The 25,227-nt window shown below is 68.6% G+C and carries 23 protein-coding genes; 10 read left to right on the forward strand and 13 right to left on the reverse strand.

Annotation, left to right across the window (positions count from 1 at the left end):
- Window positions 1-151: 151 nt before the first annotated feature.
- Complete coding sequence (locus ACGF7Y_RS28520; protein WP_393239296.1) at window positions 152-736, reverse strand: DUF1003 domain-containing protein; 585 nt, start codon at window positions 734-736, stop codon at window positions 152-154.
- 103 nt (window positions 737-839) lie between these two features.
- The gene (locus ACGF7Y_RS28525; protein WP_393238929.1) at window positions 840-2,120 is read right to left on the reverse strand and encodes a magnesium transporter MgtE N-terminal domain-containing protein; all 1,281 of its coding nucleotides are present in this window, start codon (window positions 2,118-2,120) and stop codon (window positions 840-842) included.
- 62 nt (window positions 2,121-2,182) lie between these two features.
- Here ACGF7Y_RS28525 and ACGF7Y_RS28530 point away from each other — a divergent pair, with 62 nt between their 5' ends.
- The 3 genes from ACGF7Y_RS28530 to ACGF7Y_RS28540 are packed head-to-tail and all read left to right on the forward strand — an operon-like array spanning window position 2,183 to window position 4,228.
- A complete protein-coding gene (locus ACGF7Y_RS28530; protein ID WP_393238932.1) occupies window positions 2,183-3,139 on the forward strand; it encodes an HpcH/HpaI aldolase/citrate lyase family protein in 957 nt (318 codons plus the stop codon).
- A 12-nt stretch (window positions 3,140-3,151) separates the two neighbouring features.
- Window positions 3,152-3,643, forward strand: a complete 492-nt coding sequence (locus ACGF7Y_RS28535; protein WP_040869460.1) for a general stress protein — start codon at window positions 3,152-3,154, stop codon at window positions 3,641-3,643.
- A 3-nt stretch (window positions 3,644-3,646) separates the two neighbouring features.
- A complete protein-coding gene (locus tag ACGF7Y_RS28540) occupies window positions 3,647-4,228 on the forward strand; it encodes a suppressor of fused domain protein (RefSeq protein ID WP_357125316.1) in 582 nt (193 codons plus the stop codon).
- A gap of 12 nt (window positions 4,229-4,240) precedes the next feature.
- Here ACGF7Y_RS28540 and ACGF7Y_RS28545 read toward each other — a convergent pair whose 3' ends face one another.
- Window positions 4,241-5,320 (reverse strand): magnesium and cobalt transport protein CorA, encoded by a 1,080-nt coding sequence (locus ACGF7Y_RS28545; protein WP_393239298.1) that lies wholly within the window; start codon window positions 5,318-5,320, stop codon window positions 4,241-4,243.
- A gap of 76 nt (window positions 5,321-5,396) precedes the next feature.
- Between ACGF7Y_RS28545 and ACGF7Y_RS28550 the strand changes: the two genes are divergently transcribed.
- The 4 genes from ACGF7Y_RS28550 to ACGF7Y_RS28565 all read left to right on the forward strand — a co-directional run bounded on the left by ACGF7Y_RS28550 (window position 5,397) and on the right by ACGF7Y_RS28565 (window position 9,815).
- The gene (locus tag ACGF7Y_RS28550; RefSeq protein WP_393238935.1) at window positions 5,397-6,251 is read left to right on the forward strand and encodes a PHP domain-containing protein; all 855 of its coding nucleotides are present in this window, start codon (window positions 5,397-5,399) and stop codon (window positions 6,249-6,251) included.
- Window positions 6,248-6,514 carry a hypothetical protein gene (locus ACGF7Y_RS28555; protein WP_051175505.1) on the forward strand — a complete coding sequence of 89 codons (267 nt, stop codon included), beginning with the start codon at window positions 6,248-6,250 and terminating at the stop codon, window positions 6,512-6,514. Before ACGF7Y_RS28550 ends, ACGF7Y_RS28555 begins: the two co-directional genes overlap by 4 nt.
- Before the next feature lie 51 nt (window positions 6,515-6,565).
- Window positions 6,566-8,098, forward strand: coding sequence for an FAD-binding protein (locus tag ACGF7Y_RS28560; RefSeq protein ID WP_393238938.1), 1,533 nt, complete (start codon window positions 6,566-6,568; stop codon window positions 8,096-8,098).
- A gap of 520 nt (window positions 8,099-8,618) precedes the next feature.
- Window positions 8,619-9,815, forward strand: a complete 1,197-nt coding sequence (locus ACGF7Y_RS28565) for an NADP-dependent malic enzyme (RefSeq protein ID WP_040869456.1) — start codon at window positions 8,619-8,621, stop codon at window positions 9,813-9,815.
- Window positions 9,816-9,896: 81 nt separating this feature from the next.
- Here ACGF7Y_RS28565 and ACGF7Y_RS28570 read toward each other — a convergent pair whose 3' ends face one another.
- From ACGF7Y_RS28570 to ACGF7Y_RS28585, 4 genes are read right to left on the reverse strand one after another with little or no spacing between them, the layout of a single operon-like run.
- Window positions 9,897-10,613 (reverse strand): ABC transporter permease, encoded by a 717-nt coding sequence (locus tag ACGF7Y_RS28570; RefSeq protein ID WP_062976454.1) that lies wholly within the window; start codon window positions 10,611-10,613, stop codon window positions 9,897-9,899.
- Entirely contained in the window at window positions 10,610-11,278 is a 669-nt protein-coding gene (locus ACGF7Y_RS28575) for an ABC transporter permease (RefSeq protein ID WP_393238942.1), read from the reverse strand. Before ACGF7Y_RS28575 ends, ACGF7Y_RS28570 begins: the two co-directional genes overlap by 4 nt.
- 6 nt (window positions 11,279-11,284) lie before the next feature.
- Window positions 11,285-12,433, reverse strand: coding sequence for an ABC transporter ATP-binding protein (locus ACGF7Y_RS28580; RefSeq protein WP_393238945.1), 1,149 nt, complete (start codon window positions 12,431-12,433; stop codon window positions 11,285-11,287).
- 13 nt (window positions 12,434-12,446) lie between these two features.
- The gene (locus tag ACGF7Y_RS28585) at window positions 12,447-13,331 is read right to left on the reverse strand and encodes an ABC transporter substrate-binding protein (protein WP_393239301.1); all 885 of its coding nucleotides are present in this window, start codon (window positions 13,329-13,331) and stop codon (window positions 12,447-12,449) included.
- Between the two features lie 242 nt (window positions 13,332-13,573).
- Here ACGF7Y_RS28585 and ACGF7Y_RS28590 point away from each other — a divergent pair, with 242 nt between their 5' ends.
- From ACGF7Y_RS28590 to ACGF7Y_RS28600, 3 genes are all read left to right on the forward strand, one after another.
- Window positions 13,574-14,464: a glycine betaine ABC transporter substrate-binding protein gene (locus ACGF7Y_RS28590; protein WP_393238948.1), complete on the forward strand. Its 891-nt coding sequence runs from the start codon at window positions 13,574-13,576 to the stop codon at window positions 14,462-14,464.
- Window positions 14,465-14,964: 500 nt separating this feature from the next.
- Complete coding sequence (locus ACGF7Y_RS28595; RefSeq protein ID WP_393238951.1) at window positions 14,965-15,660, forward strand: PadR family transcriptional regulator; 696 nt, start codon at window positions 14,965-14,967, stop codon at window positions 15,658-15,660.
- A gap of 11 nt (window positions 15,661-15,671) precedes the next feature.
- Window positions 15,672-17,150 carry a DHA2 family efflux MFS transporter permease subunit gene (locus ACGF7Y_RS28600; protein WP_393238954.1) on the forward strand — a complete coding sequence of 493 codons (1,479 nt, stop codon included), beginning with the start codon at window positions 15,672-15,674 and terminating at the stop codon, window positions 17,148-17,150.
- A gap of 177 nt (window positions 17,151-17,327) precedes the next feature.
- On the opposite strand, the gene ACGF7Y_RS28605 is transcribed toward ACGF7Y_RS28600, so the two are convergent.
- The 6 genes from ACGF7Y_RS28605 to ACGF7Y_RS28630 all read right to left on the reverse strand — a co-directional run bounded on the left by ACGF7Y_RS28605 (window position 17,328) and on the right by ACGF7Y_RS28630 (window position 25,196).
- Entirely contained in the window at window positions 17,328-17,819 is a 492-nt protein-coding gene (locus tag ACGF7Y_RS28605) for a Uma2 family endonuclease (RefSeq protein WP_393238956.1), read from the reverse strand.
- Window positions 17,820-17,918: 99 nt separating this feature from the next.
- On the reverse strand, window positions 17,919-19,757 hold the full coding sequence (locus ACGF7Y_RS28610; RefSeq protein WP_393238958.1) for a molybdopterin-dependent oxidoreductase: 1,839 nt from the start codon (window positions 19,755-19,757) through the stop codon (window positions 17,919-17,921).
- A gap of 230 nt (window positions 19,758-19,987) precedes the next feature.
- Window positions 19,988-21,781: an AMP-dependent synthetase/ligase gene (locus ACGF7Y_RS28615; protein WP_393238961.1), complete on the reverse strand. Its 1,794-nt coding sequence runs from the start codon at window positions 21,779-21,781 to the stop codon at window positions 19,988-19,990.
- Between the two features lie 118 nt (window positions 21,782-21,899).
- Window positions 21,900-22,817, reverse strand: coding sequence for an alpha/beta hydrolase (locus tag ACGF7Y_RS28620; RefSeq protein WP_393238964.1), 918 nt, complete (start codon window positions 22,815-22,817; stop codon window positions 21,900-21,902).
- 22 nt (window positions 22,818-22,839) lie between these two features.
- Window positions 22,840-23,670 (reverse strand): SDR family NAD(P)-dependent oxidoreductase, encoded by an 831-nt coding sequence (locus tag ACGF7Y_RS28625; RefSeq protein WP_393238967.1) that lies wholly within the window; start codon window positions 23,668-23,670, stop codon window positions 22,840-22,842.
- Window positions 23,667-25,196, reverse strand: coding sequence for a flavin-containing monooxygenase (locus tag ACGF7Y_RS28630; RefSeq protein WP_393238970.1), 1,530 nt, complete (start codon window positions 25,194-25,196; stop codon window positions 23,667-23,669). The genes ACGF7Y_RS28625 and ACGF7Y_RS28630 overlap by 4 nt, the downstream gene beginning before the upstream one ends.
- Window positions 25,197-25,227: the final 31 nt, after the last annotated feature.

Below are 25,227 nucleotides of genomic sequence, written 5' to 3' on the forward strand. Positions count from 1 at the left end.
CCCGAACCACTCACCACCACACCAGCAACAACCAAAGCCGAGACCGTTATCGGAGCAGATACACGCATTCGGCCACACCCAATCCTCGACGTCGTGGGAACGACCGTCGCGACAACCCCTGCGCCGGTCACTCTGGACAACGTTGTCCAGGTTACCCACCAGTCAGGTCCTTATTCGGTATTTTCGGTTGATCACTGGTTCCCGACGGTGAAACCGCTGCTGGAGCGGGCTTTCGGCCGGAGCTTTTCTTGCGGCCGCCCTTTCCGCCGCTTTCCGTCCGGGTCTCGTGATCAGGGGATTCCCCGTACTCCATTCGGTCCAGAATCCCTTTCAGTTCTTCCAATTCCCGGCGCAGGTAATCGCGGGTGGCCACTTCGCCGACGGCGATGCGCAGCGCAGCGAGTTCCCGGGCAAGGAACTCGGTGTCCGCCTTGGTCTGCGCGGCCCGCACCCGGTCCTCCTCCAGGGCGACCCGGTCCCGGTTGTCCTGCCGGTTCTGCGCCAGCAGGATCAACGGCGCCGCGTAGGCGGCTTGGGTGGAAAACGCCAGATTCAGCAGGATGAACGGGTACGGGTCCCAGCGCAGGGCGACCACGAAGATGTTCAGCAGAATCCAAACCAGCACCAGGATCGTCTGGACCGCCAAATACCGTCCGGTCCCCAGGAATCGAGCCACCCGTTCGCTGCTGCGGGCCAAAGCCTCGGCGTCCCACTCGAAGCGGAACCGGCTTTCCATCGGTGTTTCCAAACGTTGGCGCGCCCTGCTGGGACCGAGCCGCACGCCGGGGTCGTTCTCGCTCACGGTGTGTCCTTTCGGGCATGAGCGGGGCCCCGCGCGGTCACGCCCCGCCCCTCTCGTCGGTCTCTTCCTGGTCGCGCCAGTCCTCGGGCAACAGGTGGTCGAGGACGTCGTCGACGCTGACCGCGCCGAGCAGATGGTTCTCCTCGTCCACCACCGGTCCGCAGACCAGGTTGTAGGTCGCGAAATACCGGGTCACCGTGGCCAAGGGGAGATCGGGGCGCAGCGGCGCCAGGTCGGTGTCGAGAATGCCGCCCACCAGGTGGGCAGGGGGTTCGCGCAGCAATTGCTGGATGTGCACCGAACCGAGGTAGCGGCCGGTCGGCGTCGCGGTGGGCGGACGCACCACGAACACCATGGAGGCCAGCGCCGGGGTGAGGTCCGGGTTGCGCACCCGCGCCAGCGCTTCGGCCACCGTCGTCGACGGCGTCAGGATGATCGGCTTGGGCGTCATCAGACCGCCCGCGCTGTAGGGGGAGTGCTCGAGCAACCTGCGCACCGGTTCGGACTCCTGGGGGTCCATCAGGGCGAGCAGCGATTCGGCCTCGCCCTCGGGCAGCTCGCCCAGCAGGTCGGCGGCGTCGTCGGGATCCATCGCCTCCAGCACGTCGGCGGCCCTGCGCACCTCCAAGTGACCGAGCAACTCGACCTGCTCGTCGTCGGGGAGTTCCTGCACCACGTCGGCCAGACGTTCGTCGTCCAGCGCGACGGCCACCTCGATCCGCCGTTTCTCCGGCAGCTCGCGCAACTGCTGCGCCACGTCGGCCGCGCGCATGCCTTCGAACTGTTCGAGCAGTTGCGTGACGTCCTGCCCCGGCCTGCCGATCTCGTAGGGCGTCAGGCCGGACACCATGGTCCAGTCCACCACGTGCACCGTGCGCCTGCGGCCCAGCCTGCGGTGCCCGCGCACGGCGACCCTGCTGACCAGCCAGTCCCTGGAACGGGTCTGCTCGATGCCGAGATCGACCACGTGGACGTCCACGTCCGCCAGGTCGGGCAGGTCCGGGTCCTCGACCCGCACCACCGAGTCGACGACCTGTGCCAGGGCGAGCATCTCGCCAGGTCGCTGGTTGAAACGGCGCAGGCTCACCGTACCGGTGTTCAGCGTGACCACGCCGGGTTCGATCGCGGTGATCCGCAGGATCGGCACGAAAATACGCCGCCGGGTGGGCAGTTCGACGACCAAGCCGTGCACCCGCGGTTGCTGGCGGTCGGAACGGACGGCCACGACGACGTCGCGAATCCGGCCGATAGACTCGCCGTCCGGTCCCAGCACCGCCAAACCGGCCAGCCTGGCGACGTACACCCTGGTAGCTGCCATGCTGTCAGGCTAGATGTTCGCGGGCGGGTGTTCGCACCCCGCCACGATCGACGGGAGTGATCATGAAGCCGCGCCGTTCGGTGCTCGCCTGCCCGGGCAGCAATACGAAGATGATCGAGAAGGCCAAGACCTTGCCCGTCGACGAGGTGTTTCTCGATCTGGAGGACGCGGTAGCCCCGGTCGCGAAGGCCGAGGCGCGGGCCAACATCGTCGCGGCGCTGAACGACTCCGGGTGGGGAACGCAACTGCGCGTGGTGCGGGTCAACGACTGGACCACCGAATGGACCTACGCGGACGTCATTTCCGTGGTCGAGGGCGCGGGCGCGGCGCTGGACGCGATCCTGCTGCCCAAGGTGACCGACGCGGGCCAGGTGCGCGCGCTGGACCTGCTGCTGACCCAGCTGGAGAAGGCCTGCGGCCTCGACGTCGGGCGGATCGGTATCGAGCCGCAGATCGAGAACGCGGCGGGGCTGCGCGATATCGACGCGATCGCCACCGCGAGCCCCCGGGTGCAGACGCTGGTCTTCGGCCCGGCGGACTTCATGGCCAGCATCAACATGCGCACCTTGGTGGTCGGCGAACAACCGGAGGGCTACGACACCGGCGACGCCTACCACCACATCCTGATGACCATCCTGCTCGCGGCTCGTGCGCACGGCTTGCAGGCGATCGACGGCCCGTACCTGCAAATCCGGGATGTGGAGGGTTTCCGGCGGGCCGCGGCGCGCACGGCCGCGCTCGGATTCGACGGCAAATGGGTGCTGCACCCCGGACAGATCGAGGCGGCGAACGAGATCTTCAGCCCGCGCCAGTCGGACTACGACCGTGCCGAGGAGATCCTCGACGCCTATGCCTTTCACACCTCGGCGGCGGGCGGCGCGCGCGGCGCGGTGATGCTCGGTGACGAGATGATCGACGAGGCCAGCGCCAAGATGGCGCACGTGATCGCCGAGAAGGGCCGTGCCGCCGGAATGACGCGCACCACGCGTTTCACACCACCGCGGGATGCGTCGGAATAGCAGAATGGAACCATGACGAATCCCTTGGGGAACTCGAGCCGTGCGCGGCAGGGCCTCCCGACACCCCCGTCGGGCTGGCCGGTCGGCTCGTATCCGACCTATGTCGAGGCGCAGAAGGCGGTCGACTACCTGGCCGACAACCAGTTCCCGGTGCAGGACGTGACCATCGTGGGCGTCGACTTGATGCAGGTCGAGCGGGTCCTCTATCGGCTGACCTGGGGCAAGGTGATCGGCGGCGGCGTGGTGTCCGGCGCCTGGCTCGGCCTGTTCCTCGGTCTGCTGCTGAGCCTGTTCACCACCAGCGGCGCGCTGGGTCCGCTGCTCGTCGGCTTGATCGGCGGCGTCATCTTCGGCGTCATCTCGACCTCGATCCCGTACGCGGCCACCAGGGGCCAGCGCGATTTCGCCTCCACCATGCAGTTGGTGGCGGGCCGCTACGACGTGCTGTGCGATCCGAAGTCGGCCGAACAGGCGCGGGACATGCTCGCGCGGCTGGCGATCTGAGGCATGGAAGTACTGGAGACGGTCCGCACCGAGGTACTGGGCCATTTCGGGGTGGAGGCCGCGCACGTCGACGCCGCGTCGGTCACCTTCCTGGGCCTGGAGCCGATCGAGATCCTGCGCATCGCCGAGGACGATCTGGTGCACTACGTGACGCTCGGCGCCAGCAGGCATCCGATGGGCGATCCCGCCGCGGTGCACGCCGACCCGGTGCGCGGCCCGCGCGCCGAGCTGGTGCTGACGTTGCGGTCCGGGGTCGGCGCCAGCTCCGGCCTGGCCAAATCGCTCGGTGTGCTCGCCGCGGCTCCGGTCGTGGAAGGCGTTGTGCTGCAAGCGGACGCGCTGCTGGATCTGGGTGAGCCGATGTGGCGCGACGCGCCGTTCACCGCGGTTCTGCTCGGCGACAGCGAGATTCCGGCCGTGTCGCTGCCCGACCCGGCCGAGCCGGTGCGGTACTTCGCGGTGACGCCGGTGACCGCGACGGAGGCGGCGTGGGTACGCGTTCGCGGCGCGCAGGCGTTGCGGGAGGCGTGGCAGGAGGCGGGGATCGACGTGCGCGACCCGAGGCGCGGCGCCGCCAGCTTGTGATCGGTCGCCCGGCTACAGCCACTTGTTGCGGCGGAAGGTGAAGAACAAGCCCGTGCAGATGGCGAGGATGAGCACCCACACCATCGGATAACCCCAGACCTGGTGCAGTTCGGGCATGTGATCGAAGTTCATCCCGTAGATGCCGGCGATCATCGTCGGCACCGCCGCGATCGCGACCCAGGCCGAGATCTTGCGCATGTCAGTGTTCTGCTGCACGCCGATCCGGGCCAGCGCGGCGCTGATCAGCGCGCTGAGCGCCTCGTCGAAATCGTTGATCCGTTCCGCGACGGCGGCGTGCTGTTCCGCGACGTCGCGCAGATAGCGCCGGATCTCCTTGGGCACCGGCAGATCCGGTTTGTGACTGAGCTGGTCCAGCGGCGCGGCGAGCGGATTCACCGCGCGCCGCAACTCGACCACCTCGCGCTTGAGCTGGTAGATGGATTCCACGGTGACCCTGCTGCGCGGCGTGAAGATCTCCTCCTCCATCTCGTCGATATCGTCCTCGACCGACTGGGCCACCTCGATGTAGGAGTCCACCACCCGGTCGGCGATCGCGTGCAGCACCGCGCCGGGGCCGAGCGCCAATTGCGCGGGGTCCTCCTCCAGCGCCTTGCGCACCTCGGCCAGCCCGGAATGCTCACCGTGCCGGACGGCGACCACGAAGTCGGTGCCGGTGAACACGATGATCTCGCCGGTCTCCACGATCTCGCTGACACTGTTCAATTCGTGCTCGACGTAACTGACCGTGCGCAGCAACAGCAGTAGCGAGTCGTCGTAGCGCTCCAGTTTCGGCCGCTGGTGCTTCTCCAAGGCGTACTCCACGGCCAGCGGATGCAGCCCGAAGGTCTCGGCGATGTCGGCCATCTGCGTGCGGTCCGGATCGTGCAGCCCGACCCAGACGAATCCGTGTTCCTCGCGGGCTCGCGCCAGGGCCGCTTCATGCGTGAAGCGGCCGGGCACGCGCTTGCCGTCCACGTACACCGCACAGTCGACGATCGCCTGCGCCGTCGGAACCGGAATGAACCGCTGTTCGGGCGTTCGGCTGGATCCACGGAGCGAGGAGAGCGGAGAAAAGGACGGCACGCTGACGATGCTACGTCGCGGTAGGCCTCCCGGAAGGTCGCCTGCGCGTGCGGGAAGACGCCGCCGCACTGTAAGACTTGAAGGCGTGCGCATCGACCTCCATACCCACTCGACCGCGTCCGACGGCACCGACACCCCGGCCGAACTCGTGCGGAACGCCGCCGCTGCGGGCCTGGACGTCGTCGCGATCACCGATCACGACACCACGGCGGGCTGGGCGGAAGCGGTCGACGCGCTACCGGCGGGCGTGACGCTGGTCCGCGGCATGGAGATGTCGTGTGTCGGCCTCGGCGAGGACGGCTGGCCGGTACCCGTGCATCTGCTGGCCTACCTGTTCGACCCGGCCCATCGCGGCTTCGCCGAGGAACGCGAGCGGCTGCGCGCCGAACGGGTGGAGCGGCTGCGCGCCATGGCCGAGCGGATGGCCGCCGACGGACTGCCGATCGATCCCGATGCCGTGCTGGCCTCGGCCGGTCCATCGGCGGGGCGACCGCACCTGGCCCGCGCGCTGGTCGCCGCCGGTGTGGTGCCGAGCGTGGACGCGGCGTTCGACGAATTGCTCGCCCCGCACGGTCGCTACTACGCCGAGAAGGCCGACACCCCGCTGCGTCGGGCGGTGCAGATGATCGCCACCGCGGGCGGGGTCAGCGTGCTGGCGCACACCAGGGCGCGCAAGCGGGGCAGGCTGCTCGCGCTCGACGACATCCGCGAGCTGGCCGCGCTCGGGCTCGGCGGTCTGGAGATCGCGCACCCCGACCACTCCGCGGCCGACCGCGCGGTGCTCACCGATCTCGCCGCCGAACTCGGCCTGCTCACCACCGGTTCGTCGGACTATCACGGTACGAACAAGACCATCCGGCTCGGCGACTACACCACCGATCCCGCGCAGTTCGAGAAGCTGGTCGGCAAGGCATCCGGCGTGCCGGTGGTCACCGCGTGAGACTCCTGCGCGGACTCAGCGGCATCGTCGCCGGGGGCACCGTGGTGGGCATGCTGGTCGTGGTCGGCGCCGCTGTGCTCGCGGATCGGCGCGGATTCCCCGGTCCCGGCGGTGAATCGGTCACCTGGCATGTCGCGGCCGCGGTGGTCGCCCTCGCGGCGCAGATATATTCGGACCGGCACCGTGGGGTGGCCGCCTGCGCCGCATCCATGATCGTTTTTCTGGCTGCTGGACTATTGCTGTGGACGCAATGGTGGAGCTGATTTCCAGGCATTGGTTGCGGGCGGATGAATTGTGCCGGAACATTTTTCTTTGTGACTGAACTCGAGACGGATGTACTGGTAATCGGCGGTGGTCCCGCCGGTGCCTGGGCGGCCGTCTCGGCCGCGGCGGCGGGCGCCACCGTCGTGCTCGTCGACAAGGCGCACTGCGGCTCGAGCGGACCGACCGCGCGCGGCGCGATCTCCTTGTGGCACATCCCGCCCGGTCCGGCGCGGGAGGAGGCGGTGCGGCGCGCGCACGCGCACGGTGGCGGGCTCGGAGATCCTGACCTGATGCACCGCGTGCTCGAGGAGACCCATCAGCGGGTCGAGCAATCGGCCCGATGGGGTAGTCGCATCGCCGGTGACCCGGCGCGACGGCGGATGCATCTGGACGGCGCCCGCTACCTGCGGCGGATGCGCCGGGTGCTGCGGGAAGCCGGGGTGCGCGTACTCGACCATCATCCCGCGTTGCAATTGCTGGTCGATCGCGAAGGGGTGGTGGCCGGCGCGGGCGGACTGAGCGGGCACGAGGGGTTCCGGCGCTGGCGCGTGCGTGCGGGCGCGGTCGTGGTGGCCACGGGAGGCTGCGCGTTCCTCTCCGGCGCCGCCGGCACCGACGTCGACACCGGCGACGGCCTGTTGTTCGCCGCGGAAGCGGGCGCCGAGCTGTCCGGAATGGAATTCTCCTGCGGCTACGGCCTGATCTCGCCGGACAAGGCCGAGCAGGCCGCGCTCCGCGGTTTCGTCTCGCGATCCGCCCCCCTCTACGACGAATCCGGCGCCGAGTTGCCCGGCCATCGCTCGGCGGCGCTCGCGGCCATCGCCGATGGACAGCGCGTATTCGCCGCCTTGGACGACGTGCCGGTCGCCTTCCGGTCCCGGCCGACGCACCAGGGCCACGTCGACCGCGCCACGCGGGTGCCGCTGCGGGCCGTGCTGGAGGGCACCGTGCGCGGCACCGGGGGACTGCGCGTCACCGGGCCGGATTGCGCGACGACCGTCGCGGGCCTGTTCGCGGCCGGCGACGTCGTCAGCCGGGAGGCGATCACCGGCGCGGTGAGCGGATCCGGCGGACTGAGCGGGGCGTGGGCGATCGCGTCGGGTGTGTGGGCGGGCACCGCCGCGGCGAAGTTCGCGCGGACCTCGGATCGCCGCGCCCCGGCGCGCGAGGTGCCGGGAGCCGGGCTGAACGCTGTGGCGCGGATCGACCCCCGAGCGGTGGTCGGCCTCGTCCAGGAGCACACCTTGCCGTTGCGGCGCAGCTACTGGCGCAGCGCGGGCAGCCTGCGCGACAGCATCGGCGAACTCGACGGGATGTGGCCCGGCGCGGAATTCGACCTCGGCGGTAGCGGTGTGGACCTGCTGCGCGCCAGGCAGGCCGCCGCACTGCTCGCGGTGGCGCGCTGGACGAAATACAGCGCGCTCATGCGCACCGAGAGCCGTGGCATGCACCGCAGGACCGATCATCCCGGCGCGTCCGACACCTGGCGGATGCGGCTGATTTCGGGTGGCGTGCGCGGTGTGTGGGTGCGCCCCGACGCGCCGCCGAGCCTGCCGGAGCAGCCCCGCGATATCGTGGCATGATCTTCGCCCGCGCTGCCGCGGCCACGCCCGCCCGCCGCCGCGCGGGACTCACACCGGCAATGCCGCGAGCGGTGCGATCACTCACCGCGCCGGGCTCGTGAACGGGGAGTTTCCGCTTACCTGAAGGTAATTCCCGCCTCCTACCGTTGGGTGATGGAGCGCGACACGGCCCAGGGGGTAACCGGTTTGGCAACTTGCCCACCGGACTGGCAGAATGTGTCGGATTCCTTACCTACGCCACCGCCGGGTGAGGGAATCACGGAGGTCTCCGCCTCGCCGACGTACCGTCGCGACCCGCGAGATCACACCGCATGTTCTGTCCGGGCCCACCTGTCCGGTTTCTGTTTCGCGGATCAGTGCCGCGCCCGCCATCGAGATACCGGCAAGTCGTGTTCGCTCGCTCGCATCCGTCTCGAAACGTACCGGTCAGCGCACTCGATGAGCGTAGTGAAACGACTTATACCCATTACCCAGTGGTAACCGTCCCCCGGTTTAGCCCGACCTGAGCAGGAGTGAAATCGTGTCACCTGTGACTGATGCACCGAATTCCACCGCAAGCCTGTCCGAAATCACAAACGACGAAATCTTCGCGGGACATCTCGGCGGCAAGCTCTCGGTCGAACTCAGTGCGCCGCTGGAGACTCAGCGTGATCTGTCGATCGCCTACACCCCGGGTGTCGCCCAGGTCAGCCGCGCGATCGCCGAGGACGAGGCGCTGGCGAAGCGCTACACCTGGACCGATCGGCTCGTGGTCGTGGTCAGCGACGGCACCGCCGTGCTCGGCCTCGGCGACATCGGCCCGCGCGCCTCGCTGCCGGTCATGGAGGGCAAGGCGGCGCTGTTCAAGAAGTTCGCCGGCCTGGATTCGATCCCGATCGTGTTGGACACCAAGGACGTCGACGCGATCGTCGAGACACTGATCCTGCTGCGCCCGAGCTTCGGTGCGGTGAACCTGGAGGACATCTCCGCGCCGCGCTGCTTCGAGATCGAGAAGCGCGTCATCGAGGCGCTCGACTGCCCGGTGATGCACGACGACCAGCACGGCACCGCCATCGTGGTGCTCGCGGCGCTCAACGGCGCGGCCAAGGTGCAGGGCCGCGGCATCGAGGGCCTGAAGGTCGTGGTGTCCGGCGCGGGCGCGGCCGGTGTCGCGTGCACGAACATCCTGCTCGCCGCGGGTGTCCGCGACGTCACCGTGCTCGACTCGAAGGGCATCGTCAACCGCGAGCGCGGCGACCTCAACGAGGTGAAGGCCGAGCTGGCCACCCGCACCAACCCGCGCGGCCTCACCGGCGGCGCGGCCGAGGCGCTGGCGGGCGCCGACGTGTTCCTCGGCCTGTCCGCCGGTCTGATCGCCGAAGAGCTCATCGCGTCGATGGCGCCGGAGTCGATCGTGTTCGCCATGTCCAACCCGGACCCGGAGATCCACCCCGAGGTGGCGCGCAAGTACGCCGCGATCGTGGCCACCGGCCGCAGTGATTTCCCGAACCAGATCAACAACGTGCTGGCGTTCCCCGGCGTCTTCAAGGGCGCGCTGGACGCGGGAGCCCGGCGGATCACCGAGGGCATGAAGATCGCCGCCGCCGACGCGATCCTCAGCGTCGTCGCCGACGAACTCGGTCCGGACAAGATCGTGCCCAGCCCGCTGGACCCGCGGGTCGCCCCGGCCGTCGCCGAAGCGGTCGCCGCGGCTGCCCGCGCCGAGGGCGTCGCGTAACGCGCATTCTCAGGCAGCGACAAGGACGCCCCGTTCATCTCGAACGGGGCGTCCTTGTCGTAGGAACGGTGTTCGCCGTGATCAGCCGGTGGTCTGCAACTCGGCAGCGGGTGCGGCCACGGGGCGTGGCGCGCGGCGCAACCGGTCCACACCCGGCGCGCTCGCCCACACCGCGAACGCGAGCAGGCCATCCAGCACCATCGCCAGCACGGCCACCAGCAGCGCGCCAACCAGCACCCGGTCGTAGCGGTAGAGGCTGATGCCGTCGAAGATGTACCGGCCCAGCCCGCCGAGGTTGACGTAGGCGGCGATCGTCGCGGTGGCCACCACCTGCAGGGTCGCGCCGCGCAGCCCGGTGAGCAGGATGGGCAGCGCGTTGGGCACCTCCACCCGGAACAGGATCTGCCGCTCGGTCATGCCCATGGCGCGTGAGGCGTCCACGACGTCGGCGGGAACGTTCGCGATGCCGGCGTACGCGCCCGCGAGCAGCGGGGGAATGCCGACCGTGACCAGGGCGAGCAGCGGCGGGACCAGGCCCAGGCCGAGCAGCAGCACCAGGAACGTCAGCAGGCCGAGGGTCGGCAGCGCGCGCATGGCGTTGGCGAACCCGACCAGCACCGCCGCCCCCCGCCGGGTGTGGCCGATGATCAGGCCGAGCGGTACTGCGATCACCGCGGAGACGGCGATGGTCAGGAAGCTGTACCAGAGGTGCTGGACGATCCGGGTCCCGATACCGGACGGACCGCTCCAGTTGGCGCCGTCGGTGAAGTAGTGCCAGGCGTCGAGGAACAGATTCACGTGGCAGCGCCTTTCGCCTTCGCCGTCCTGGCATCCGCGCGCACCCACGGCGTCGCCCAGCGGCCCAGCGCGTACACCGCCCGGTCGGCGATCAGCGCCAGCGCGAGCGTCACGATGACGCCCGCGATGATCTCGTCCGGGTAATCGCGCTGGTAGCCCTGAGTGAACAGCTTGCCGAGCCCGCCGACGCCGATCAGCGCGCCGACCGAAACCATCGCGATATTGGTCACCAGCACCACCCGAAGGCTGGACACGAAGACCGGCACGGCCAGCGGCATGTCCACGGTGAGCGTGCGGCGCAGCGGGCCGTAGCCGACGGCGTCGGCCGCGTCGAGCACGGTGCCGGGCACCGAATCCAGGGCGGCCGGGACCGCGATCACCAGCAGCGCCGTGGAGTAGATGGTGAGCGCGATGACCACGTTCAGCGGATCGATGGCCGAGATGCCCACCAGCGGCGGAATGATCACCAGCAGTGCGAGTGAGGGGATGGTGTAGGCCAGGCTCGCGGCGGTCACCGTGACCCGGCGCAGCCACGACACCCGCCGCACCAGCGCACCGGCCGGAATCGCGATCACCAAGGCCAGCAGCAGCGGCACCAGCGCGAGATAGAGATGGGTCGCGGTGAATCCCATGATCTCCGAGAAATTCTCGACGAGGTATCTCATGGCCGCCTATCGCACCTGTTCTTCGAAGAAGTGGCGGTTGCGTTCGGCGTCCTCCCGTGCACGCTGGCCGGCCAGCTGCTCGAGTACTTCGGTGGCCAGCACGCCACCGCGCACGGCGCCGGAGTCGTCCACGGCCACGCCTGTTCCGGAGGGCGAGGAGATCGCGGCGTCCAACGCTTGGCGCAGGTCGCCGGACGGGGTGAACAGTGAGCCACCGGCCGACATGCTGTCGGCCAGTGCGCGGCCCGCGCGGAACCCTTCGACCCCGGTGACGTCCATCCAGCCGACCGGCTTGTTCGCCGCGTCCACGACCAGCACCCATTCGCCCGCGTCCAGACGCAGCTCCTTCACCTCGTCCGCCACGGCCGTGCGGATCTCGTGCAGCGGAACGTCGTTCGCGACGCGGAAGGACAACCCGCGATAACCGCGATCACGGCCGACGAAATCGGCGACGAAATCGGTGGCGGGCTGAGCGAGCAGGCGCTGCGGCGGGTCGTACTGCTGGAGCACTCCGCCGGGACCGAACACCGCCACCCGATCGCCGAGCGTGATCGCCTCGTCGATGTCATGCGTGACGAACACGATCGTCTTGTGCAGTTCGGCCTGGAGCCTTTGCATTTCGATCTGCAATTCGGCGCGCACCACCGGGTCGACGGCGCTGAACGGTTCGTCCATCAGCAGGACCGGCGGGTCCGCGGCCAGCGCGCGGGCCACGCCGACGCGTTGCTGCTGGCCGCCCGACAGCTGCGCCGGATACCGCTGGGCCAGTGAGCGATCCAGGCCGACCCGGTCGAGCACCTCGAGCGCGGCGGCGCGGGCTGCGCGCCGGGAGTCGCCGCGCAGCACCGGAACGGTCGCGACATTGTCGACGACCGTCCGGTGCGGCAGCAGGCCGCCGCTCTGGATGACGTACCCGATCCCGAGGCGGAGTCGGACCGGATCGACTGTCGAAATATCTTGTCCGGCAATGGTGATCGTCCCCGAACTCGGAACGATCATACGGTTGATCATTCGCATCGAGGTCGTCTTCCCGCAGCCGGAAGGGCCGACGAACACGGTGAACGCCCCGGATTCGATGCGCAGATCCAAGTCGGTGACGGCGTGGGTGCCGTCCGGATAGGTCTTGCTGATACCGGAGAATTCGATATCGGACAACGGATTCCCCTCCCTAGCCCACCGGCTTGTTCAGCCCCTTGGCGGCGACCCAGGCCGCGGCGGCGGCTTTGGGCTCGGTCTTGCCCGTCCCGGAGACGGCCTCGTTCAACTGGAGCAGCTCGTCGGTGGTCAGTTGCGCCGACACCGCGTTCAGCACCGCGAGCGCCTTGTCCGACTTCTTGCTCGCGTTGAGCAGCGGCACCACATTCTGCGCGGGGAAGTTGTGCTTCGGGTCGCGCAGCACCACGAGATCGTTCTGAGCGATGGCCGGTGAGGTGGTGAAGATATCGGCCGCGGTCACCTTGCCCTCGACCAGCGCGCGCACCGTGGCGGGACCGCCGCCGTCGGCGATCGGCTCGAAGTTGCCGGCCGCGATATCGAGGTTGTAGTTCTTCTTCAGACCGGGTAACCCGCCCGCTCGCTCCTGGAATTCGGCGGGGGCGCCGAACTTCACCTCGGCCGAGTGCGCGGCCAGGTCCGCGATGGTGCTCAGATTCCAGCGCTGCGCGGTGGCGCGGGTGACCACGACGGCGTCCGAATCCTCTCCCGGCGCCGGCACGCCGATCGCGAGATCGGAACCGAGGGCCTTGCCGAGGGCGCTCTCCACGTCGGCCGCGCTGGTGGCGGTGGCGTTCTTGTCCAGGTATTGCAGCAGGTTGCCGGTGTACTCCGGGATCACCGAGATGGCGCACTGCCGCAACGCCGGAATATAGGCTTCGCGACTGCCGATATTCAGCTTGGTGTCCACGGTGAAGCCGTTGACGCGCAACGCCTCCGCGTACACGTTGGCGACGGTCTCGGACTCCGGGAAATTCGCCGAACCGACGATCAATCCGTCTCCCGAACAGCTGCCGCCGGTGGCGAGCGGATCGGAATTGCCACAAGCCGACAGGATCATCGCGGCGGCGAGAACGGCTGCGGCGGCGAGGACGCGGGCGGCGCGTAACGTGCCGCGCACGGCGGGCCGCGGACGCGCGGCGGCGTCGGGGGTGCGGGTGGATTTCACGAGAGTCCTTCCGACAGGACGGCGGGCGCGGGCTCGGCACCGAACGGCCGCCGGTACATTCTGGGTGTCCATACTGCCCGCTTCCGGGTTTTCCCGTTGGCTGTGTCGATTCGTCGGAGGGTTGGTGTCGCCGGATGGTGTTGGCCGCGTCACAGCGGGTGCTGGCTCGGTTGCTGGTCGTCGCTTCGGTCGCCTTGGCCGTATCCTGCGGGAACGACGAGCCGGCGTCGTCGATCACCGTCGCCGCGGGTGATTCGATCGAGTCGTCGGTGCTCGCCGAGATCTACGCGGGCGCACTGGCGCGGACCGGCGCGCGCACCGCGGTCGCCCCTGGGCTGGGCAACCGCGCGGACTACCTCGCGGCGCTCGACGCCGACCGGGTTCAAGTGGTCGGTGAGCACACCGGGGCGTTGCTGGCCCACTTCGACGAACACGCGACGGTTCGGCTCCCCGAAGAGGTGGTGAAGGCGGTGAGCGCCGCGCTGCCCGAAGGGCTGGTGGTCTCCGATCGTGCCGAGGGCGCCGATCTGCGGCCGCGGCTGCTGCTCACCGCGCAGGCGGCGGCCCAGGACAAGGTGCGGACGGTGGGCGATCTCGCGCCGCGCTGCGGCGGGCTGACCGTCGGTGTGGCGACCACGCCGGGCCTGCTGCCTTCCGCCGTGCGTGAGCGCGTCGACGGGTGCGACTTCGCGGCCACCGTGGCCATCCCGGATCCGGCCGCGTTGCGGAAGGCGTTGCTGGACGGACGGGTTCAAGTCGGTCTTCTCGGTGGTCCCCCTGAGTTGACGCCCGGCGCCACCGACGGATTGGCCGTGCTGGCCGACGACGACTACGCCGTGCGCGCCGAGAACGTGCTGCCGCTGTTCCGCAAAGGCCTGCTCGACCAGCGGCAGATCAAGAAGCTGAACTACGTCGCGGGCGAGCTGACGACCGACGAGCTGGCGGACATGATCCGCAGCGTCCGGGACGACGGCGCCGCGCCGGGTGACGTCGCGCGTGCTTGGTTGGACAAGCACGCGCTGTAGTCGCGAGGGTCTCCGGCCGGGCGTTCGCGGCGGTCCGCTCTCTCCCGAATCGCCCGACCGCTCGCGGGTGCTGTCGGGAATCGAGCGATAGATGTCGGCTCCGACACTGCCGCCGTGGTGAGCCGCGGCATAGTGTGGCAACCGGGCCTTCTATCGGTCCCGACGAACAACGCTTCATTTCCGGTCTTGCAACAGCAACGGCGCTGGACAGGTCGCCAACGGTGTCGACCTTCGGCCGGAGCTGAAATCGAGAGGCCATCGAGAACCTGACGTCTCGATGGCCTCTCGTCGTGTATCCGCGAAATCATCGGGAACGCGATACGGGAGGCCGGGGATTGTGTGGCTCATCACGGGTCGATCCGTCTTGTCCGCAGACTGTTCCAAGCCGTATATTCCACGTGGAATATTTAGCGTGGAGCATGTCGGCGCCCAGCGATAGCGTGCCGGACGGCGACCGGCCCTCGGCAGCCGAGAACGATCAGCAACGGAGGTGACCCGGCATGGGGCAAGGGCAGGCGCATCCACCGGTGACGCCGCTGGCCATCGCTGTGCTCGCGCTGCTCGAGGAGCGGCCCATGCATCCGTACGAGATGTTCCAGACGCTGATCGCCCGGCGGGAGGACAAGCTGGTCAAGGTGCGGCCCGGTTCGCTGTACCACACCGTGTCCCGGCTGGCCGACCAGGAACTGGTCCGCGCCGAGGGCGTCGACCGGGCGGGCAACCGTCCCGAGCGCACTACCTACCGGATCACCGGGCGCGGCAGGGACGCGCTGCGCAACCGGATCGCCGAGATCGTGCGACGTCCCGTCCCGGAGTATCCGATCTTCCCGGTGGCGCTGGGGGAGTTGCACAATCTGCCCAAGCCGGAGGTGCTCGCGCTGCTGCGCGAACGAATCGGCGTACTGGAAACCGAACTGGCCGACACCGACATGCTGAGCGCCTGGGCCGAAGAGCACGTCGTCCCCCGCCGCTACTGGATCGCCCTGCCCTATCTGCGGGCTCTGCTCGCCGCCGAACTCGCCTGGGTCAAGGAGTTCACCGCCGAATTGGCCAGCGGCGCACTCCAATGGGAGAACTTCGACCCCCTGACCGGCGCGCGCTCCGCCTACGACGGCGCCGATTCCGCGGTGTCGCCACCGGTGCCCCCCGGCAGCGCGGCGAAACCCGTCTCGAATTTTTCGGATAATCCGAGTTAGGAACGAAACAGATGTCCACACAACGTAATCCGTGGCCGGCGCTACTGGCGCTGGTTGTCGGCTTCTTCATGATCCTGCTGGACATGACGATCGTCGCGGTCGCCAATCCCGCGATCATGACCAGCCTGCACGCCGACATCTCGCAGGTGATCTGGGTGACCAGTGCCTACCTGCTCACCTACGCGGTGCCGCTGCTGGTCACCGGACGGCTGGGCGACCGATTCGGCCCCAAGAACATCTATCTGATCGGCTTGGCGGTATTCACCGCGGCGTCGCTGTGGTGCGGCCTGTCCGGCAGCATCGGCATGCTGATCGCGGCCCGCGCCGCGCAGGGCATCGGCGCCGCACTGATGACGCCGCAGACCATGGCCGTCATCACCCGGACCTTTCCGCCGGACCGGCGCGGCGCCGCCATGGGCCTGTGGGGTGGCGTCGCGGGATTGGCGACACTGGTCGGCCCGATCCTCGGCGGCGTGCTGGTGGACGGTCTCGGCTGGGAGTGGATCTTCATCGTGAACGTACCGGTCGGCGTCGTCGCCTTCGCACTGGCGGTCTGGCTGGTGCCCGCACTGCCGACCCACGAGCACAAGTTCGACATCGCCGGCGTGCTGCTCAGCGGCGTCGGCATGTTCCTGCTGGTGTTCGGCATCCAGGAGGGCAACAGCTACGACTGGTCGTTGCGCATCTGGCTGCTGATCGGCGCGGGCATCGTGGTACTCGCGGTCTTCTTGGTCAATCAGGCCAAGACCAAGGGTGAGCCGTTGCTGCCCCTGAGCCTGTTCCGTGACCGCAACTTCGCGCTGTCCAATGCCGCGATCGCCGCGATGGGTGCGGCGGTGACCTCCCTGATGGTGCCGACGTACTTCTACCTGCAGGCCGTGCGGGAGCTGTCGCCGACCAAGTCGGCGCTGGTCTTCGCGCCCATGGCGATCGTGACCGGCTTCTCGGCCCCGCTGGTCGGCAAGTTCGCCGACCGCTTGCACCCGCGGATCGTGCCCACCGTCGGCTTCGGCTTGTTCGCGCTGTCGGTGTTCTGGTTCGCGGCCCTGATGGAACCGCACTCGTCGCTGGCCTGGTTCCTGGTGGCGGCGGCGCTGGCCGGCTTCGCCAACGCCTGCATCTGGGCCCCGCTGGCGTCCACCGCCACCCATAACCTGCCCGTCCAGCAGGCCGGTGCGGGCGCGGGCGTCTACAACACCACCCGCCAGGTGGGCTCGGTGCTCGGCAGCGCGGCGATCAGCGCGCTGGTGGCGGCACGGATGACGGCGAACGGACTGGGCGGCGGAAAGGTCGCCGAAGGCGGCGCGGGCCAGGGGCCGATCCCGGAGTTCGTCAAGGATTCCTTCAGCACCGCGCTGAGCCAGTCCACCCTGCTCCCCTCCGCCATCCTGCTCATCGGCGTCGCCGCCTCGGTGCTGTTCATCCGCCACGGCAAATCCGCCCCGGCGCAATCCGAGCAAGAACGCGCCAAGGCCGATCTCAGCAGTTGACCCCTCGGTGATGCCCGTCCGGATAACGTTTGCGGGCGGGCATCAGCGTGCCAGCGCGTCGAGTCTGCTCCAGTCGATTTTGATCTCGAACGGCACATCGATCACGGTCGGCGAATCGGTGGGCTCCAGCTTCATATGTGGTCGATATCGGCCGAGCACATGGTCGAGTACATAGACCTAAATCGAATCCACGCGATTGTTCGACACCCAGGCGATCCAGTACCACGGGATCCCGGCCAGCGCGTACTCCGCGAGCTTGTCGGCCGTGTCCACACGCTCGGTGCCCGGTGAGACGACTTCGACCACCAGTTTGACCATGGAAGCGGGCAACGGCCGAAGTTCTGGTGGAGCGCAATCGAACAGTGCGATGTCCGGCCGCCGAATCGTCATCCTGGGCAGCTCCCACAGCAGCACGTCGAAATCCATATCGACGTCCAAGCATCCACTACGGTGACGGCTGATATGAGCTTCGGCGGCGGTCTCGATGAAGTCCGCTATCCTGCGAGCGGACTTTTGAAGTGGCCTCGTAGGCGACTCTGCCCGAATGGCTTCGCCGTTCACCACTTCCACCAAGCGACGGAAATCTTCGGGGAGCTTCTTCCAGATCTCCAACGTGATCGGCGCCGGCTGCAGGTTCTCTTCGCGCGCCCAATCCAAGATTTCGGACATGGCCCCCTCCTCGAACGCCGACGACTACCGGACTCGCCCGATGCTATCCGGTCGACAGGTGTTCATTGCCTGCTATTTCGCGCCCCTCGGAATGACAAATCAACCTACGTTGAGGGTGACGGAGGGGTAGCCGGTGGCGCCGTCGGGGATCACGTCGCGGCGGTCGGCGGTTTGGGTTTCGCCGGAGCCGTCGATGGCGCGGGCGCGGACGGTGTGCGGGCCGGAGGTGGCGTCCCAGTCGAAGACCCACTGGCGCCAAGTGTCGATGGATTGTTCTTCGGAAAGGCGGGCCTGCTGCCAGGGACCGTTGTCGATCTGGACTTCCACCGCGCGGATGCCGCGGTGCTGGGCCCACGCGACACCGGCGATGGGGACGCGGCCGGACTGGAGGCGGCCGCGGGCGCGGGGAGTGTCGATGCGGGTGCCGGTCTTGATCGGGCCGAGTGCCGACCAGCCGCGGCGCGTCCAATACGCGGTGGCGCGGTCGAAGCGGGTGACTTCCAATTCGGTGACCCACTTGGTGGCCGAGACGTAGCCGTAGAGCCCGGGCACGACCAACCGGGCGGGATAACCGTGCTGCACCGGAAGGGGTTCGCCGTTCATGCCGATCGCGAGCAGGGCGTCGCGTCCGTCGGTGAGCACCGCCAGCGGAGTGCCCGCGGTCCAGCCGTCGGCGCTGCGCGAGAGCACCATGTCCGCGTCGGGGTGCGGGCCCGCCTCGGCCAGCAGCCGATCCACGCGGTAGCCGAGCCAGCGCGCGTTGCCGATCAGGTCGCCGCCGACCGGATTCGACACACAGGCCAGCGTGACCAGGTGTTCCTCCACCGGACGATTCGCCAGATCCGCCCAGTCGAGCCGGATCTCGCGCTCGACCATGCCGTGGATGCGCAGCGACCAGCCGTCCTTGGACACCTGCGGCACGATCAGCGCGGTGTCGATCCGGTAGAAGTCGTCGTTCGGGGTCAGATAGGGCGTGAGCCCGGGTACGCGGAGATCGACGCCGGGCGCGACCGGCTCGGCAGGGGCGGAGGGCTCCGGCAGTCGCACCGCCGCGCGCTCGCCGGATACGTCGCTGCGGCGGGCAGCGAGCACGCGACCGCCGACCCCGGTGACCACGGCTGATCCGCCGACCACCAGAAGTCCCCGCAAGACTTGCCTGCGCTCCGCAGCGTGGGATCGGTTGGTGTCGGCCACCGGCGAGGACGATCCGGTAGCGCTCGATGCCCCCTCTGCCGGTGCGGTCGCGTTTGTCACTCCAGCCGGATTTGCTTTGTGCTGTTGTGCGTCGAGAGCTTTCGTGCTCGCGGGAGTTCCCGGCGCGTCCCGAGGCGAACCGGTGCCCGCGCCCGCCTGGGCTGCGGCGTCGGACGTCTCGCCGACATCGGACGCAGGTCCGGAGATCCCTCGATTTCCGCGGCCGGTGGTGGACGCCGACCCATCGGCCGCGGTCGGCACCCCGGAATCGCCGGTCGGCAGCGTCGCGCCGGTTCGGCTGTCGCCAGAGGACTTCTCGACGGCCGCATCGATGCGACGGGTCAGCGCGCGCAGCGCGCAGACACCCGCGGCAACGCCGACGACCGTCGGCAACGCGCCGGACAGACCGGTACGCGTCACCGCCACCCATGCCGTGACCACCCCGAACACCACGAACAACCACGAACCGGCGGCCCGGCCGGACCGCTCGATCGCACCGGCCAGTCCGGCGACCAGCACGGTGATCACGCCCATGATCAGGTACAACGCGGCCTTGTCGCTGGTGCCGAAGGTCGTGATGGCCCATTCCCGCAACCCGTCGGGCGTGTGGTCGACCACGGCCGATCCGAGGACGTGCAGCGGCGCGCTGCCGGGATCGAGAACAGCCGCGAGGAGTTCGGCCACGCCCAGCGTCAGGCCCGCCGAGACCATCCCGGCCGGCACGCGCAGTCGCAGATCGGCCATGGCATCGAGACTACTGCGGGTGGGCCGCCGCAACCGCTGGCCCGGTCGGCCACCGTCGTCGACGCTCGAGCGCCGACAACTCCGGCCCGGCCGATCTCGCTCGCGGTGCGTTCGGTCGCGCTTGCTGCGCGTGGTCCGGTGGGGTGGCCGGGCACTGGTAGTCGTGGACGAGCCGGGATACGCGAAAGGCGCTGTCCGCGAACAGCGGACAGCGCCTCACAGCGATCGGCTCAGTTGTAGATGCTCGCCACGTCGTCGGCGTGCTGCTTCATCACGACCGCGCGCTTGAGCGACATCTTCGGGGTGAGCTCGCCGGTCTCCTGGGTCCAGTCGATGGTCAGCAGACGAATCTTCTTGATCTGCTCTGCGTGCGAGACCTTCTTGTTGGTCTCGGCCACCGCCGCGTCCACCTCGGCGATCAGATCCGGGTTCTCGATCAGCTTCTCGATCGGGGTGTCGGCGGGCAGGCTGTTGCGTTCCTTCCAGCCGGGCAGCGACTCCGGGTCCAGCGTGATCAGCGCGCCGATGAACGGCTGACCGTCGCCGACCACCATCACCTGGCTGATCAGCGGGTGCGCCCGCAGCGAGTCCTCCAGCAGCGCGGGGGAGACGTTCTTGCCACCGGCGGTGACGATGATCTCCTTCTTGCGGCCGGTGATGGTGATGAAGCCGTCGCCGTCGATGGCGCCGAGGTCACCGGTCTTGAACCAGCCGTCCTCGAAGGCGTCCTCGGTGGCGTCCGCGTTGCCCCAGTAGCCGCTGAACACGACCGAGCCGCGCAGCAGCAACTCGCCGTCCTCGGCGATTTTCGCGGCGTGACCCTCGATCGGGCGGCCGACCGAGCCGACCCGGATCCGCTCCGGGGTGTTCACGGCAATGGCCGCGGTGGTCTCGGTGAGACCGTAGCCCTCGTAGATGGTCACGCCGACGCCGCGGAAGAAGTGACCCAGCCGCGCGCCGAGCGGACCGCCGCCGGAGACGGCCGCCTCGCACTGGCCGCCGAGGGCGGCGCGCAGCTTGCTGTAGACCAGCTTGTCGAACAGCGCGTGCTTCAGCTTCAGCGCGATGCCCGGTCCGCCGTTGTCGATCGCCTCGCTCCACGCGATCGCGGTATCGGCGGCGGCGTCGAAGATCTTGCCCTTGCCGCCGTCGTGCGCCTTCTGCTTGGCGCTGTTGAACACCTTCTCGAACACTCGCGGCACCGAGAGGATGAAGTGCGGCTGGTAGCTGCCGAACTGCTCGACCAGGGTGGACCAGTCGGCGGTGTGCGCGACGATGACCTTCGCGTCGAACGCGGCCAGCGCGACGGCGCGGGCGAAGACGTGCGCCAGCGGCAGGAACATGAGGGTCTTCTTGCCCTCGGTGACGTACTTGTTCAGCGCGATCCGGTCGGACTTGGACTCCGCGTACAGGTTCGCGTGGGTCAGCATGACGCCCTTGGGACGGCCGGTGGTGCCCGAGGTGTAGATCAGGGTGGCGGGCGACTGCGCGCCGACCTGGGCGCGGCGCTCGTGCACGGCCTGGTCGTCCAGTTCGGCGCCGCGGGTGATCAGCTCGTCCAGCGCGCCCTTGTCGATCTGCAGGGTCTCCCGCAGGTCCGGCAGCGACCCGGATTCGATCTCGTCGATCACCTTGCGGTGCTTGTCGCTGTCCAGGATCAGCAGCTTGGTGGCCGAGTCCTGCAGGATCCACTTGGCCTGCTCGGCGGCGGAACTGTCGTAGATCGCGACGGTGCAGCCGCCCGCGGCCCAGATGGCGAAATCGAGCACGGCCCACTCGTAGCGAGTGGGGGCCATGATGGCGACGCGATCGCCGAGTTCGAGCCCCGAAGCGATCAGGCCTTTCGCCACCCCGGTGACGGTTTTCGCGAACTCCGCGGCGGTGATATCCCGCCAGCCGCCACTGCCGTTCGGCACGTTGAACAGCACCGTGTTCGGTGACTGCTCGGCGTGGCGGAAGACGTTGTCGGAATTGTTCGCGTCATCCGGAATGGTGTAGGAAGCCGGGACTTCGAACTCTCGCATCAGTGCCCTTCCACGTGGGTTTACTCGCCAGTAATCTACGACACCTGCGCGAGGGCCGTGAGGTCGACCACCGGAATCGCCTCCGTACATCACCGCAGGCTGGGGACCCGCTCGGGTTTCATCCTAGTTCGCGCAGGTCCGCCGGTTGAACGGCTTCGCGCAGGAACTCCGCGAGTTCGCGCAGCGCGGCCGCCGCGGGCCCGGCCAGCGCGGCCTGCAGCTGAGCGACGTGCCACAAGCCCTTGCTCTCGGTGAAGCGGACGTGTACGTCCGCATCGCGCAGGGCGGCGACCAGTGCGACGCACTGGCGGTGCAGCAACTCGCTGACGTCCACCTGCACGTAGGTGGGCGGCAGGCCGCGCAGTTCACCGGTCAGCGGGGCGTAGGCCGGGTCGGCCCCGTCGCCGTCGCCCAGGTAGGCGGCCGCGCAGGCTCGTGACCAGGGCTTGTTGATCACCAGATCGCGTTCCCGCTCCGGGATCTCGTTGGGGTCGGCCCAGGGGGCGATCAAACCGAGCGCGGCCGGGGTCTGCCCGTGCCGGGCGATCAGGCGCTGCGCGAGCGCAAGGGACAGTCCGCCGCCCGCGGAGTCACCGGAGACGGCGATCTGATCCGGCCGCAGGCCCGAACTCGCCACGAGCTCCAGGAACGCCGCTTCGGCGTCCTCGAGCGCGGCGGGGAAGGGGTGCTCCGGCGCCAGCCGGTAGTCCAGCACGTAGACCGCGCACCCGGTGTCCCGCGCCAGCCGGGCCGCCAGCGAGCGGTGCGTCGCGGGCGAGCCGACCGCGTATCCGCCGCCGTGCAGATAGAGAACCGCGCCGTGCTCGGAGGTGTCCGCGAAGCCGATCCGCTCGGCGGGCCTGCCGCCGAGGCGCAGGGGCTGCACGACGGCGCCCGCGGGCAACAGCTGCGCCCGTGAACTCACGTCGAGCAGCCTGCGCTGCATCGTGAACGGCAACCGCTTGTTCAGCGTCACCCGGAAGATCGGATTCAGTATCGCCCGCGCCAGGGGCAGCGGAAGGTCGATGTCGCGCATTCGTCGTTCCTCGGATCCCGGCTCAGGGCAGGAAGCGGCGCTCGACGTTGGCCGCGATCCGCTGGTAGCCCGACGCGGTCACCCGCACGAACAGATCCAGCAGCTTGGCCTCCCAGCCGATCAGCACGCGGCCGTGGCCCTTGCGCACGCCCTCGGTGATGGTCTGCGCCGCCATCTCGGGGGTGTGGATGGCCAGCTTCTTGTCGAACATCGAGGCGGCCGACTTGCTGTCGATGCCATCGGCGTAGGTGGCGTTGCGCGCGACCGCGGTCTTGATGCCGCCGGGGTGCACGCAGGTGACCTTGACCGGGTGCCGGGCCACCAGCATCTCCTGGCGCAGCGATTCGGTGAAACCGCGCACCGCGAACTTCGCCGCGTTGTAGGCGCTCTGGCCGGGGATCGCGATGAGGCCGAAGAGGCTGGACACGTTGACGATGTGGCCGTCGCCGGACTCGATCACCATCGGCAGGAACGCCTTGGTGCCGTTGACGACGCCCCAGAAGTCGACGTCCATCACGCGCTCGAAGTCCTTGTACTCCGAGCGGATGATCTCGCCGTGGTGGGCGATGCCCGCGTTGTTGTAGACCTGGTGCACGGTGCCGAAGTGCGCTTTCACCGCGTCGGCGTAGAGGATCACCGCTTCGCGTTCGACCACGTTCAGCCGGTCGGACTTGACCCGCGCGCCGAGCTGCTCGCAGCGGCGCGTGGTCTCGGCGAGGCCGTCGACGTCGATATCCGACAGCGCCAGATGGGCGCCGCGCCGGGCCAGGTTCTCCGCCAGCGCACGGCCGATCCCGGAGCCAGCTCCGGTGATCACACAGACCTTGTTCTTGAAGTAAGCGTCATTGCTCACGATGCCACTGCTTTCACATCGGTTCGGGAAATGGAGATGTCGTACGCCGACACGTCGAATGTCTTGGTAAGGCGACGGAATTCGAAGGTGAAGTCCGGCCACAACGTGGTGTTGTTGCCGTGCTTGTCCAGGTACCAGCTCGAGCACCCGCCGGTCAGCCAGACACTGCCCGCCAGCTTCGCCTGCAAGTCCTTGTTGTAGGCATCCTGCACGTCGCGGCGCACTTCCACGGTACGCAGGTCGAGGCGGTCGATGGTAGCCAGCGCGTCGGCGACGTAGTTGATCTGCGATTCGATCATGTACACCATCGAGGTGTGCCCGAGGCCGACGTTCGGGCCGAGCAGGAAGAACATATTGGGGAAGTTCGCGATCGTGGAGCCCTTGTAGCCCTGCTGGCCGATCTCGTCGAACACCTCCGACAGCGTGCGCCCGTCGCGGCCGAAGATCGTCTCGTAGGTCGGCGAGTCGGTGACGTGGAAGCCGGTCGCCACGATCAGCGCGTCGATCTCCCGCTCGGTGCCGTCCTCGGTGACGATCGAGTTCGCGCGCACCTCGGCGATGCCATCGGTGACCACGTCGACGTTGGGGCGCGCCAGCGCGGGGTAGTAGTCGTTGGAGATCAGCATGCGCTTGCAGCCGATCCGGAAGTTCGGCGTGACCTTGGCGCGCAACTGCGGATCACGAATCTCGTAGCGCAGTTTCGCCTTCGCGATCGCCTCGAACAGCTGCATCAGGGCCGGAACCTTGGCCAGGCCGACCACCTGGGTCTCGCGCGCGGCGTAGATGGCCGCGCGGGATAGTCGCTGCAGGCCCGGCACGTGCTTGAAGGCGAGTCGCTCGGCCTTCGTGTACGGGCGGTCCAGACGCGGCAGCAGCCAGGGCGCGGTGCGCTGGTAGACGTCCAGGTGGCCGACCTTCGGAGCGATGGCGGGCACGATCTGGATGGCCGAGGCGCCGGTGCCGATGATGGCGACCCGCTTACCGGTGAGATCGGCGTCGTGATTCCAGCGGGCGGAGTGGAAGATCTCGCCTTCGAAGTCGTTGATGCCTTTGATGTCCGGCAGCGCGGGCTCGCACAGCGCGCCGACCGCCGAGACCACCGTGTCGGCGGTGAAGCTGCCCTTGCTCGACTCGATCTCCCACAGGGCGGTCTCGGCGTTCCAGCGGGCGCTGGTCACGTCGCAGTCGAAGACGTGCTTGTCGCGCACGTCGTAGCGCTTGGACACGTCCTGGATGTACTGCTGGATCTCGCCCTGCTTGGAGAACGACCGCGACCAGTCCGGGTTCAGCGCGAACGAGTACGAGTACAGGTGCGAAGGAACGTCGCAGGCCGCGCCGGGGTAGGTGTTGTCGCGCCAGGTGCCGCCGACATCACTGCCGCGTTCGAGCACGAGAAAGTCGTTGCGACCCTGCTGGGTCAGCCGGATGGCCAGACCCAGACCCGCGAACCCGCTGCCGATGATGATCGTCCTGGCGTGGCGCGTGGGTCGGCCGGCGACAGCTTTGTCTGTAACCTTGCGACTCATGTAATCGAGCCTACGGTGCTATTGAGCACGA

It is taken from the genome of Nocardia sp. NPDC047654, from assembly GCF_043205035.1.
Taxonomy (GTDB): Bacteria; Actinomycetota; Actinomycetes; order Mycobacteriales; family Mycobacteriaceae; genus Nocardia.

Bases quoted from the DNA above. Each gene is read 5' to 3' on its own strand.
- ACGF7Y_RS28520 (WP_393239296.1), bottom strand. From the start codon at position 736: ATGGAAAGCCGGTTCCGCTTCGAGTGGGACGCCGAGGCTTTGGCCCGC.
- ACGF7Y_RS28525 (WP_393238929.1), bottom strand. From the start codon at position 2,120: ATGGCAGCTACCAGGGTGTACGTCGCCAGGCTGGCCGGTTTGGCGGTG.
- ACGF7Y_RS28530 (WP_393238932.1), top strand. From the start codon at position 2,183: ATGAAGCCGCGCCGTTCGGTGCTCGCCTGCCCGGGCAGCAATACGAAG.
- ACGF7Y_RS28535 (WP_040869460.1), top strand. From the start codon at position 3,152: ATGACGAATCCCTTGGGGAACTCGAGCCGTGCGCGGCAGGGCCTCCCG.
- ACGF7Y_RS28540 (WP_357125316.1), top strand. From the start codon at position 3,647: ATGGAAGTACTGGAGACGGTCCGCACCGAGGTACTGGGCCATTTCGGG.
- ACGF7Y_RS28575 (WP_393238942.1), bottom strand. From the start codon at position 11,278: ATGAGATACCTCGTCGAGAATTTCTCGGAGATCATGGGATTCACCGCG.
- ACGF7Y_RS28585 (WP_393239301.1), bottom strand. From the start codon at position 13,331: ATGATCCTGTCGGCTTGTGGCAATTCCGATCCGCTCGCCACCGGCGGC.
- ACGF7Y_RS28590 (WP_393238948.1), top strand. From the start codon at position 13,574: ATGGTGTTGGCCGCGTCACAGCGGGTGCTGGCTCGGTTGCTGGTCGTC.
- ACGF7Y_RS28595 (WP_393238951.1), top strand. From the start codon at position 14,965: ATGGGGCAAGGGCAGGCGCATCCACCGGTGACGCCGCTGGCCATCGCT.
- ACGF7Y_RS28600 (WP_393238954.1), top strand. From the start codon at position 15,672: ATGTCCACACAACGTAATCCGTGGCCGGCGCTACTGGCGCTGGTTGTC.
- ACGF7Y_RS28605 (WP_393238956.1), bottom strand. From the start codon at position 17,819: ATGTCCGAAATCTTGGATTGGGCGCGCGAAGAGAACCTGCAGCCGGCG.
- ACGF7Y_RS28610 (WP_393238958.1), bottom strand. From the start codon at position 19,757: ATGGCCGATCTGCGACTGCGCGTGCCGGCCGGGATGGTCTCGGCGGGC.
- ACGF7Y_RS28615 (WP_393238961.1), bottom strand. From the start codon at position 21,781: ATGCGAGAGTTCGAAGTCCCGGCTTCCTACACCATTCCGGATGACGCG.
- ACGF7Y_RS28620 (WP_393238964.1), bottom strand. From the start codon at position 22,817: ATGCGCGACATCGACCTTCCGCTGCCCCTGGCGCGGGCGATACTGAAT.
- ACGF7Y_RS28630 (WP_393238970.1), bottom strand. From the start codon at position 25,196: ATGAGTCGCAAGGTTACAGACAAAGCTGTCGCCGGCCGACCCACGCGC.